This is a genomic window from Xanthomonas hortorum pv. pelargonii, from assembly GCF_024499015.1.
GTDB lineage: Bacteria > Pseudomonadota > Gammaproteobacteria > Xanthomonadales > Xanthomonadaceae > Xanthomonas > Xanthomonas hortorum_B.
Genome location: NZ_CP098604.1, coordinates 3,591,247 through 3,602,864 on the forward strand (window position 1 = coordinate 3,591,247; position 11,618 = coordinate 3,602,864).

The 11,618-nt window shown below is 62.8% G+C and carries 7 protein-coding genes; 5 read left to right on the forward strand and 2 right to left on the reverse strand.

What is annotated here, in order from left to right; genetic code table 11:
- The first annotated feature begins 107 nt into the window (after positions 1–107).
- The 4 genes from thiC (at position 108) to NDY25_RS15560 (ending at position 8,687) form a co-directional block, all read left to right on the forward strand.
- Complete coding sequence (gene thiC, locus NDY25_RS15545) at positions 108–1,985, forward strand: phosphomethylpyrimidine synthase ThiC (protein WP_168958274.1); 1,878 nt, start codon at positions 108–110, stop codon at positions 1,983–1,985.
- A 424-nt stretch (positions 1,986–2,409) separates the two neighbouring features.
- On the forward strand, positions 2,410–4,746 hold the full coding sequence (locus tag NDY25_RS15550; protein WP_168958275.1) for a winged helix-turn-helix transcriptional regulator: 2,337 nt from the start codon (positions 2,410–2,412) through the stop codon (positions 4,744–4,746).
- Positions 4,747–4,856: 110 nt separating this feature from the next.
- Positions 4,857–5,750 carry a helix-turn-helix domain-containing protein gene (locus NDY25_RS15555; RefSeq protein ID WP_168958276.1) on the forward strand — a complete coding sequence of 298 codons (894 nt, stop codon included), beginning with the start codon at positions 4,857–4,859 and terminating at the stop codon, positions 5,748–5,750.
- A 48-nt stretch (positions 5,751–5,798) separates the two neighbouring features.
- The gene (locus tag NDY25_RS15560; RefSeq protein ID WP_023905020.1) at positions 5,799–8,687 is read left to right on the forward strand and encodes a TonB-dependent receptor plug domain-containing protein; all 2,889 of its coding nucleotides are present in this window, start codon (positions 5,799–5,801) and stop codon (positions 8,685–8,687) included.
- Positions 8,688–9,011: 324 nt separating this feature from the next.
- Here the strand turns inward: NDY25_RS15560 and NDY25_RS15565 are convergent, their stop codons facing one another.
- Both NDY25_RS15565 and ppa read right to left on the reverse strand, forming a co-directional pair.
- The gene (locus NDY25_RS15565; protein ID WP_168958277.1) at positions 9,012–10,160 is read right to left on the reverse strand and encodes an HDOD domain-containing protein; all 1,149 of its coding nucleotides are present in this window, start codon (positions 10,158–10,160) and stop codon (positions 9,012–9,014) included.
- A 113-nt stretch (positions 10,161–10,273) separates the two neighbouring features.
- Positions 10,274–10,810 (reverse strand): inorganic diphosphatase, encoded by a 537-nt coding sequence (gene ppa, locus NDY25_RS15570; protein WP_006449843.1) that lies wholly within the window; start codon positions 10,808–10,810, stop codon positions 10,274–10,276.
- Positions 10,811–11,006: 196 nt separating this feature from the next.
- On the opposite strand from ppa, the gene NDY25_RS15575 reads away from it, so the two are divergent.
- The gene (locus tag NDY25_RS15575) at positions 11,007–11,489 is read left to right on the forward strand and encodes a hypothetical protein (protein WP_023905018.1); all 483 of its coding nucleotides are present in this window, start codon (positions 11,007–11,009) and stop codon (positions 11,487–11,489) included.
- The last annotated feature ends 129 nt before the right edge of the window (positions 11,490–11,618 follow it).

Consider the following 11,618-nt stretch of genomic DNA (forward strand, 5'->3'; position numbering starts at 1 on the left):
CGCTGCACGGGCACCTTGTGTTGAGCGCCGCCGCTTCGTCCGCACTGCGAATCCTTCGCAGAGCCAGCGCCGTTGGTGCTGGTTTTCCAGCACACAGGACGAACGCCATGAATGCCGCGCCCACCGTTTTGCAGCAACAAGCCCAGTCGCTGTCCGAGGCTGTGACCCAGCCGATGCCCGGGTCCCGCAAGATCTTCGTGCAAGGCTCGCGCGCCGATCTGCAGGTGCCGATGCGCGAGATCGCCTTGACCCGCACACCGACGCTGTTCGGTGGCGAAGACAACGCGCCGCTCAGCGTCTACGACACTTCCGGCCCGTACACCGATCCGCACGCCGCGATCGATCTTGCCGCCGGCCTGGCGCCGCTACGCGCGCGCTGGATCGCCGAACGCGGCGATACCGTGGCGCTGGATGACCTGAGTTCCAGCTTCGGGCGCGGCCGTGAGCACGATGCGCGCCTGGATGCGGTGCGCTTTCCTGCGCGGCACTTGCCGCGGGTGGCGCGCGAAGGCGCCAACGTCACCCAGATGCACTACGCGCGGCGCGGCATCATCACTCCGGAGATGGAGTTCGTGGCGATTCGCGAAAACCAGCGGCTGGAAGCGGTGACCGACGCAATCCTGCGCAAGCAGCATCCGGGCGAAGCCTTCGGTGCCGCGATCCAGCAACGCATCACACCGGAATTCGTGCGCGACGAAATCGCACGTGGTCGCGCGATCCTGCCCAACAACATCAATCACCCGGAAAGCGAGCCGATGATCATCGGTCGCAATTTCCTGACCAAGATCAACGCCAACATCGGCAACAGCGCGGTGTCTTCGGGTATTGCCGAAGAAGTGGAGAAACTGGTGTGGTCGATCCGCTGGGGCGGCGACACGGTGATGGACCTGTCCACCGGCAAGCACATCCATGAAACGCGCGAGTGGATCATCCGCAACTCGCCGGTGCCGATCGGCACGGTGCCGATCTATCAGGCGCTGGAAAAGGTCGACGGGCGCGCCGAAGAACTCACCTGGGAGATCTTTCGCGACACCTTGATCGAGCAGGCCGAACAAGGCGTGGATTACTTCACCATCCACGCCGGTGTGCTGTTGCGCTACGTGCCGCTCACGGCCAAGCGTGTCACCGGTATCGTCTCGCGCGGTGGGTCGATCCTGGCCAAGTGGTGCCTGGCCCATCACAAGGAAAATTTTCTTTACACCCACTTCGAAGACATCTGCCAGATCATGAAGGCCTATGACGTGGCGTTTTCGCTGGGCGATGGCTTACGCCCGGGCTGCATTGCCGATGCCAACGATGCGGCGCAGTTCGGCGAGCTGGAAACGCTGGGCGAGCTGACCAAACTGGCGTGGAAGCACGACGTGCAGACCATGATCGAAGGGCCTGGGCATGTGCCGATGCAGCTGATCAAGGAGAACATGGACAAGCAGCTGCGCGAATGCGGCGAAGCGCCGTTCTACACTCTGGGGCCACTGACCACCGACATCGCGCCCGGTTACGACCACATCACCAGCGCGATCGGCGCGGCGATGATCGGCTGGTTCGGCACCGCGATGCTCTGCTATGTCACGCCCAAGGAGCATCTAGGCCTGCCCAACCGCCAGGACGTGCGCGACGGCATCATGGCGTACAAGATCGCCGCGCATGCGGCCGACCTGGCCAAGGGGCATCCCGGTGCGCAGGTGCGCGACAACGCCTTGAGCAAGGCGCGGTTCGAATTCCGTTGGGACGACCAGTTCCATCTCGGGCTGGATCCGGAAAAGGCCAAGGAGTTTCACGACGAAACCCTGCCCAAGGATGCGCACAAGCTGGCGCACTTCTGTTCGATGTGCGGCCCGCACTTCTGTTCGATGAAGATCACCCAGGACGTGCGCGATTACGCGGCCGAGCATGGCATGGGCGAAGCGCATGCCTTGTCTGCTGGCATGGAAGAGAAGTCGGTGCAGTTTCTCGCGCAGGGCGCGCAGGTGTATCGCGCTTTGTGACACCTGTGTGCAGTGAGTTTCGGCGGCGTAATCTGAAGGCTGCTTAAGAAAAATTCAGCTTCGCATTAGACAGAACGCGTCGCGGTGCGCAAGTGCCGTGGCGTGCCCTGCCTGCAAACGGTTACAGCGCATCAACATTTCAGGGCATTTACCTGAATCGCAGATAAAAAAATCGCGCCAAAGGCGCGAAGGGGAACGTCGTAATTATTTGAATTCGTCGGCGAGAGAGAGAGAGCCTGACGTCGCCACCTGTCGTAGGAAGCAACGAGGCATAGCGTAAAATTTGCACCAATTGGATACATGACACAGTTGGTCGTGGTCCTTTGCTGAATTTGGCGTTTCGCGCAATGTGCGTGATGCGTTCTTTGTCGTCCTTGCATGCCGATGCGTTCTGTTGCCGATGAGTGTTTCTTCCGCTAATGCAATGTCATCGGGCCGGCTGCGTGTCGGTCAGTGCGTGGTCGATATCGCCTCGCGCGAAGTGCACGCTCCTGGTGCGAAGAGGCCGCCAAGGCTGGCGCCGAAATCCTTGGCGGTGTTGCTGACCCTGGCCCGGCAGCCAGGGCAGGTGGTGACGCGCGAGCAGTTGCTCGCCGAGGTCTGGCCCAACACCTTGCCGAGCAACGATGTGGTGACCCAGGCAGTCACCCAATTGCGCAAGGCACTCGCCAGTCACGGGGGCCAGCGCTCCGAGCATATCGAGACCATCGCCAAGACCGGCTATCGCCTGATGGCGCCGGTGGTGTGGGAAGCGCCCGAGGATGTTCCAAGGCATGCGGTTGCAAGCGCGCTTGCTGCAGTGCCGTCGAGCGGTCTGCAGACCGATGTCGATGCGTCCACTGCGGTCAATGACATGGCCTCGTCGCGGCAACCTGAGGCTATCAGCGAGCGCTACGCAGCACCGTCGGCCGTCGCGCGACACGCATCGCGCAAACGCCGCCGGATAGCGTTGGTGATCGCCGCGGTGGCCGTGCTGGTGCTGCTCGGACTGGTTGCGCACACGCTGTGGCTGCGAGCGCCAGTGGAGGGCGCCACGGCGGCGTCTGCAGTGCTGGGCAGCCCAAAGCGCCCGTACCAGATCATCACAGCAGGTGGCGGTTTCGATCTCACACCAAGCTTGTCGCCGGATGGGGCGATGGTGGCATACGCCTCGCTGACCGGCGACCGCGCCGGCACCTCGATCCTGGTCAAGACCACCAATAACGCCTATCCGCGGGTGTTGGACACGCCGGCGGCGGGCATCTCCGATCGACTGCCGGCCTGGTCGCCGGATGGTCGCGAAATCGCCTTCTCGCGGCAGGCGCCGGATGGCAGCTGTCGCATCATGATCGCCGCCGCAAACGGCCCGGCTGCCGCACGTGAAGTGGTGCGTTGCGATGGTGCCGACATGCTGAGTTTCAGCTGGTCGCCAGACGGCCGCGGCTTGTTGTTCGGCAGCATGACCGGCGCGCAGGGCGCACCGCGCATTCGCCGCCTGGATCTGGAAACCGGGCAGTGGCAGCCACTGGTCTACAGCGCGCAGCCGCAGGATTTCGATTACGCACCGCGTTATTCGCCGGACGGGCACTGGATCGTGTTCCTGCGTAATCCACAACTGGGCGATCTATGGCGCATCCCTGCAACCGGCGGCACCGCCGAGCGCCTCACTCACGACAACGCCGATATCCGCGGCTGGAGCTGGTTGCCGGATGGCAGCGGAGTGATTTTCGGGCGCCGTGTGGACAGCGAGGCGCGCTTGTATCGACTCGACCTGCGCGACCGCAGCCTGCACGACCTGGGCGTGGACGATGCCCAGGCGCCGGACGTGGCACACAACCATCTGGTGTTCGTGCAACGCAAACCGCAGTTCGGCGTCTACCAGGTCATTCGCGACCCGATGAATGGCGGTTACATCCGACGCCGCCTGTTCCCCTCCAGCGGTCGCGACGACCAGCCGATGATCGCGCCGGACGGGCGCCAGCTGATCTTTGCCTCCAATCGTTCCGGTGCGTATGGGCTGTGGTGGGGCGATGTCGGCAAGCCCGGTTCGATGCGTTTGATCGAAGGGCTGCGGCCGGATTCGCGTCAGGCCGCCGATTGGTCGGCCGATTCGCAGCACGTGCTGGTCATCGGTAGCGATGCGGACGGGCATGCGGCGTTGTTCGAGGTCACCCCGAGCAGCGGCAAGGTGGTGCGTCTGCCGGTGCCGCAACCGCGGCCGTTGCAGGCGATCCACCTTCCCGATCCCAACCAATTGCTGGTGCTCGCTGCGGCAGAAGACGGGCACACCTTCGCCACCCTATACGACAGACGCAGCAGTCCGTGGCGTGCGATCGCATCGCTGCAGGACGTCTCGCAGTTGCGCCTGGACCGCATCACCGGGCAGGTACTGCTGACGCGCCTGACCGGCGGCGGCTTATGGCAGATCGCGCCCACCTTGGCAGCCCAGACCTTGCAGTCGATCGATCCCCGACAGCCATCGCGCTGGCGCTATCGCAGTTGGGCACCGGGAGCGCACGGCCAACTGCATTACCTATCGTCCAACGACAGCTGTGCCACGCATGACAGCGACTTGCGCAGCGGGCACGGGCAGTGTCTGGATGTGAGCAAGTTCACCACCATCAACGGCTTCAGCGTGGACCAGCGCAGTGGCGCGATGTACGTGACGTTGGCAGAAGAAGACGGCAGCGCGATTGCCTTCATGCCATTGCCGCAACGTACGGCGGTGACCACCGGTCTCATCTCCAACGCATTGTTCTTGTTCAGGAAATTGGCTTCGTAAGTTTTTCGGAAAGGCTTCGTGTCAATTTCGGCACACCTTCGTCATAACTTCCTGACTCGCGCCAGATTCGGCAAAACACTACGCCCTCTTTCGTACAGGGGGCTGCCAGCATGCAACAGGTCATCACCGCAGATCGCGGGCTCGCACTTTCACTGGATGGTGCCAGCGAGTCGACATCGACGACCTGTCTGGCGGTCTCGCGTCTGGGCAGCATCCGCACCATGGCCACCACCTTTACGTTGTGGGTGCAGTTGCGTGGCCGCGCATGGGTGGAATCCAAGGAAGGGCGCTTCCGTCTGCGTGCCGGCGACTGGATCGCCTTCGACAAGGACTCCCATCCCACGGTACAAGCGGACCGCAACGCACTCTGTGTCGGTGTCAGCCTGGATAGTGAAAGCCTGCAATCGTTGTCCGAGTTGACCGATGCGACCTTGTATCCAGGTCGCAGCCAGCTCTCGCGTAGCGATCTGCGCATTGCATTGCGTCTATGGCGCAATGCGTCCGCACAAAACGGCAGTGCGCCGGCGCGTCCGTTGCTGCTGCACTTGGCGGCGATGCAGCGCGATTTCATCGAACAGGAGCAGCGCTGCCCGGGGCGCTCGCGTAGCCGTCGCCGTCAGGTGTTTGGCCGTATGCAGCGCGCACGCATGTATCTGGAAGGCAACAGCGACCGCGTGGTGCGGATCGCCGAACTCGCGCAGCTGACCAACTTCTCCAGTTGGTACGTCTCCAAGACGTTTCAGAGCCTGTACGAAGAGAGTCCGCAGGCCTTGTCGGCACGTCTGCGCCTGGAGCGTGCATCCGATTTGTTGCGCGACACCTCGATGATGATCGGCGAGGTTGCGGCGGCAAGCGGCTTCGACAATTGCTGCAGCTTCGCGCGTGCCTTTCGTGCGCGCTTCGGTGTCTCCGCATCGCGTCATCGCGACCAAACGACAAATCCGCCAGATTCGGCAAAGCCACGGAACGTGACGCGCAAAGCGACGATGTTCACGCAATCGTAATTTGCACGGGGGCGCTTAACGCGCCACTAACGAACCCTGGAGAGATTGATGAACCTTCGCACCTCCGCAGTGCGGCTGGGCCTGTTGCCCGCCGGTATTGCGATCGCGTTGACGCCGGCTTTTGCCGCCAATGCACAAGAGCAGTCCGCCCCGTCGACCACGACGTTGGACCGCATTGAAATCACCGGCTCGCGCATCCGCTCGGTCGACGTTGAAACCGCACAGCCGGTGTTCACCGTCACCCAGCAGGACATTCAGAAGTCGGGTCTGGTCAGCGTTGGTGACATCCTCCAGAACCTGTCGATTGCCGGCACCCAGACCTACAGCAAGGCTGCAGTGCTGACCTCCGACCCGGAGCAGGGCGGCCAATACGTCAACCTGTATAACCTTAACGAAAACCGCACTCTGGTGCTGGTAAACGGCAAGCGTTGGACCAGTAGCCTGAACGGCCTGACCGACATGTCCACCATCCCGAGCTCGTTGATCGAGCGCATCGAAGTGCTGAAGGACGGCGCCTCGGCGATCTACGGCTCCGACGCCGTGGCCGGTGTGGTCAACATCATCCTGCGCCAGAACTACGACGGTGCAGAAGCCTCGGCGTATTTTGGCCAGAACGGTCGTGGCGACGGTTCCAAGGAGCAGTACTCCTTCACCGCCGGCACCACCACCGACCGTGCGTCGCTGGTGTTTGGCGCCAACTACACCAATGAAGATCCGGTGTGGGCCAAGGATCGCGCGCTGACCCGTTACTCGGCCGGCCCGAACCACATCGAAGACAGCCTGAGCGCGACCGGCCCGTGGGGTCGTTTCACCTCCAATGGTGAAACCTACATCCTCAACCACACCGGTTCGTTCGACGGCCGTGGCGTGGGTGCGGATTCGCGCAACATCGCCAACTACCACAATGACATCACCACCGACGACTATTACAACTCCGTCGACCAGATGATGTTGCAGCAGTCCAGCCGCAACAAGTCGATCTTCACCACCGGCAGCTACAACATCACCGACAGCATCACCTTCAAGTCGACGGCGATGTACTCCGAGCGCGACTCGAACCGTCAGATCGCCGGCTACCCGCTGCAGGCCTCTTCGCAGCCGCAGTTCCCGGTGGCGATCAGCGGCAGCAGCTACTACAACCCGGTCGGCCAGGACATCACCAGCTGGTTCCGCCGCACGGTCGAACTGCCGCGCACCACCGAAAGCAACGTCAAGACCCTGCATTTCGATGCAGCGCTGGAAGGCGTGTTCGACGTCGGCAGCCACGGCTGGAACTGGGACGTCGGCTTCAACTACAACAAGTACGATGTGACGCAGGTTTCGCGCGGCAACATCAACCTGTTGGCGTTGCAGAAGGCGCTGGGTCCGTCGTTCCTCAATGCACAGGGTCAGGTGCAGTGCGGTACGGCTGCCAGCCCGCTGCCGCTGGGCACCAGCAACGCGCTGGGCCAGTGCACCCCGTTCAACATCCTGGGCGGCCCGTCGGCCTCCACACCGAACGCGCTGCAGTACATCAATGCACTGGGTCAGTCCACGCAGCAGAGCCTGAGCAAGCAGTGGACCGCCAACGTCACCGGTGGTCTGTTCGATCTGCCGGCCGGTGAGCTTGGCTTCGCCGCAGGCGTCGAGCACCGCGAAATCAGTGGCTACGACTACCCGGATCAGCTGTCCAGCGCCGGTTACACCACCGACCTGGCTGCGCAGGCCACCGAAGGTCGCTACCAGACCAACGAAGCCTATCTGGAGCTGTTGATCCCGGTGTTGAAGGATCTGCCGGGCGCCAAGGAACTGTCGTTCGACGTGGCCGCGCGTTACAGCAACTACAGTCGCTTCGGCGACACCACCAATAGCAAGTTCAGCTTCACCTGGAAGCCGATCGACGACCTGCTGGTACGTGGTACCTACGGCACCGGGTTCCGTGCGCCGACCCTGTCGGACACCTTCGGTGGCGGCTCGCAGACGTTCGATACCTTCACCGATCCGTGCGATGCGACCTTCGGTTCGCTGGGCAATGCGGGTGTCGCAGCGCGCTGCGCAGGCGAAGGCCTGCCGGCTGGTTTCCGTCAGACCGATACTGCAGGCAACCCGGTGACGCGTCGCGACGTGCAGGGCAATGCGCCGTTCAATTCGGGCGTGGGTAATGCCGAGCTTGAGCCGGAATACAGCATCACCCGCACCGTGGGTATGGTGTACAGCCCGCATTGGGTGCAGGGCCTGGACTTCTCGCTGGATTGGTACCGCATTTCGATCTCCAACATCATCACGTCGCTGACGGCCAATGATGTGTTGAACAACTGCTACCTCAACAGCCTGGCCAGCTACTGCGCCGACTACGGTCGCGACGCGGTCACCGGGCAGGTCACCACGCTGAGCCGCGGCAACGTCAACCTGGGCCGTCTGGAAACCGAAGGCTACAACTTCGGTGTGCGTTACCGCATGCCGGAAACCGCGTACGGCAAGTTCGCTGTCAACCTGGACACCAACTACCTGGCGACCTACAAGTCGCAGGCAGAAGCCGGTGCCGAGTGGGCAAATTCCGCCGGCTACTGGAACTTCCCGCGCGTGCGTGCCACCTTGGGTCTGGACTGGTCGCTGGGTGCGTTGTCGGCCAACTGGAACCTGCGTTACTACGGCGGTTTCCGTGATTACTGCTGGGATGCAGCGGCTGGCATCGAGTGCAACAACCCGAACTACCAGACCCCGAATCCGGGCTGGGGCGGCGGCACCGGTTCCAACAAGAAGGGCTCGATCTCCTACCAGGACGTCTCTGTCACCTGGCAGGCTCCGTGGGATGGTAGCGTGACCGTGGGTGCCCGCAACATCTGGAACAAGCAGCCGCCGGTGACCTACTCGATCACCAACAGCAGCACTGCGGCGATCGATCCGATGCTGGATTACGACCGCTTCCTGTTCGTGCAGTACAACCAGCGCTTCTGATCATCGAAGCGTCGTAAGGTGAAAAAAAGACGGGCCGAAAGGCCCGTTTTTTTTTGTCTGTCGTTTGTCGATTGCCTTGTCTTGACTGCAGGTAGCGTGAGGCCTGCGACGCAGGCAACTACGTGAGTCATGGAGTGCGTATGGATGTGTTTCGATGCGCGAGCAATGCGAGGCGAGCGACAGCTATATTCACTGTGTTTTGTAGCCAGTTATTCAAGAAAATAGCCTGGAAAAACAGCTGGAAGCAGCCAAAGAAAAAGGGCGCGACCATGTCGCGCCCTTCTTGTTATATCGGCTTGCTACATCAGCAGTAGCGCCTTGGTTTTAAGCCTCGGCGAGCCCCAACAACGTCTCGGCCTGCTCGCGCCACTTCGGCAGGCGCGTGATCACGCCCACCTTGGACAGATACTCTTCGTCCACGGCTTCGCCGCTGGCCAGGGCCGTGGCGACATGCACCGCGCCGGTCACCCAGAAGCTGCGCAGGCTGGAACGCTGCGGGTGGCGATGGAAGGCCACCGCTTCGATGATCGGCATCGGCAGGCCCCACAGGCCGAGCAGGTACGCACCGGCCTCAGTATGGCCCAGGCGCTCGTCGCCGCCTTCCAGTGGCGGTTCGCGCTCGTCGCGAACGCCGGGCAGCAACAGGCCGATATCGGCCAGCAGCGCGGCGGTGGAGCCGAGTTCTGCACTGGTCGGTGGCAACACTTTTGCAGCCAGGCGCGAAGAGAGCAGGGCGCGGCGTTGCATCGCATTGCGCTCGGCCGGGGTCAGGGTCTGCACCGAAAATACTTCGCTGGCCAGCACCAGATCGCGCAGCGTCGCCACGCCCAGACGGGTCACCGCCGTGCGCAGATCGGTGATGCTGCGGCCACCGGAGAAAAACGCCGAATTGCACAACTGCAGCACTTTTGCCGCAATCGCCGGGTCGCCGGCGATCAGCTTGGCGATATCGGCCGCATCGGCGCCTTCGTCTTCTTCCAGCGCGTGCATCAGGCTCAGATACAGATGCGGCGGCGACGGTAGCTTCTCGATCCGCCCGATCGCGGCGCGCAAGCGCGGATTGGTGAGCAGATCGCGCAGCTCTTCCAGGCTGGTGACCGCCTCAAGCAGGACCTCCGGCGCCAGCGGCATCGGCAGGAAGCGATGTGCCACCCCGATGATGCGGGCCGGCGGGGTGCGCTGACCATCCTGCGCATCGATCAACGCAATACGAATGGTGTCCGGGCGCAACGTACGGATTTGCCCCAGTAACGTGGCGGCAGTGAGATCCGGCAGCACCGGTGCAACGATGACGGCATCGAACGGCGATAACGCGGCAGCTTCGATCGCCGAATTTCCGTCGGCCACTTGCTGCGCCTGCCACTGATCGCCCAGATCAGAGACATAGTCGCTCAGGTCGGACGGAAGGCTGGCTTCGTCCCCAACAAACAGAATACGCAAGACACTTCCCCAAGAGTCACCGGCGACAGACACCGGCCATACGCTGTCGGCAATGTACCCAATCTGCCGACGGCGGTCACCGGGATCACGCGAAAAGCGTGATCCCGATCGCCCTGCATCTGCAGGACTGCATCACGCTCGATCGATCAGGCTGCGTCGGAATTGTAGCGTTCCACCGACTCCACCAGGATGCGTTTGGCCTCAGCCGCGCCGCCCCAGCCATCCAGCTTGACCCACTTGCCCTTCTCCAAGTCCTTGTAATGCTCGAAGAAGTGGCCGATGCGCTCCATCCAGTGGCTGGACACCTGGTTGATGTCCTCGATGTGCGCATAGCCGGAGAAGATCTTCTCGATCGGCACGGCCAGGATTTTTTCGTCGCTACCGGCTTCGTCACTCATGCGCAGCACGCCCACCGGACGGCAACGCACCACCGAGCCAGGCACCAGCGGCAGCGGCAGCACCACCAGCACATCGGCCGGGTCGCCATCGCCACACAAGGTGTTGGGCACGTAGCCGTAGTTGCAGGGGTAACGCATCGGGGTCGACAGGATGCGGTCGACGAAGATCGCGCCGCTGGCCTTGTCCACTTCGTACTTGACCGGCTCGGAATCCTTGGGGATCTCGATGACGACATTGATTTCGTCCGGCAGATTCTTGCCGGCGGTGACCAGTTCCAGTCCCATGCGCGTAGCTCCGAGGCTTCAGCAGTGTGTGGAGCGCGATTCTACGCGTTCGGCTGTTGCGGTGCAGCGACACTGAATGGGCAATGCGCCGACCCCGGCACGCGGCATAGTCCGCATTCATCATGAGCAGCTCCCCGATCGTTGCGGCCAAAGGCGCGGCGCACGCTGCAGGCTCATCCACTGCAAGGGAATTGCCATGTCCAAGCTCGCACGTTTGCTCGTTGTCCTGCTGCTTTCTGTGTTCGCCCAGGTTGCCGCCGCGGCAACACCGCCGCCGACCTTCGTCGACGCGGTGGACTGGCCCGCCAATGGCGAAGGCTGGGAGGCGTTCGTCGATCTGGAGCAGCGGCTGGAACGCGATTTCGACAATATTTGCGGCGACACCTTTTGCGGTGGCGAATTCAGCGACTACCAGCCGCTACGCTTCCGCTGCTCGGTGCATCGGGTGACCGGCGTGGTGCGCAGCTGCATCTGGACCTTCGGCGCCAGCGAGGTCAGCGTCGATCCCCGCAGCGGGTACCTGCGCTCCGATAGCCGGGTCTGGCGTTGCACGGCGCCGTTGAAGGCCGGGACCGGTCTGGACGAGATGTATCGCACCTTGGCGGTGACCAACCCGCTGTTCGAGCCGCTGCCGAATGGCGCGCCGCCGATCTATGACGGCCTGATCGGCTGCCTCTGAGCATGAGATAGATGGAGCTGCGCATCTCGCGCAGCTCCATCTGTCGCCGGCCCGGCCGCATGCCAATGGCAGCGGAGCGTGCTGCGATGACCGCATCAGCCGCGCTCTACTCCGTCATCCGTCGTCACC

What these genes read in the sequence shown, in the direction of transcription:
- NDY25_RS15575 (WP_023905018.1), top strand. Translation starts at nt 11,007, where the DNA reads ATGTCCAAGCTCGCACGTTTGCTCGTTGTCCTGCTGCTTTCTGTGTTC.
- ppa (WP_006449843.1), bottom strand. Translation starts at nt 10,810, where the DNA reads ATGGGACTGGAACTGGTCACCGCCGGCAAGAATCTGCCGGACGAAATC.
- NDY25_RS15550 (WP_168958275.1), top strand. Translation starts at nt 2,410, where the DNA reads ATGTCATCGGGCCGGCTGCGTGTCGGTCAGTGCGTGGTCGATATCGCC.
- thiC (WP_168958274.1), top strand. Translation starts at nt 108, where the DNA reads ATGAATGCCGCGCCCACCGTTTTGCAGCAACAAGCCCAGTCGCTGTCC.
- NDY25_RS15560 (WP_023905020.1), top strand. Translation starts at nt 5,799, where the DNA reads ATGAACCTTCGCACCTCCGCAGTGCGGCTGGGCCTGTTGCCCGCCGGT.
- NDY25_RS15555 (WP_168958276.1), top strand. Translation starts at nt 4,857, where the DNA reads ATGCAACAGGTCATCACCGCAGATCGCGGGCTCGCACTTTCACTGGAT.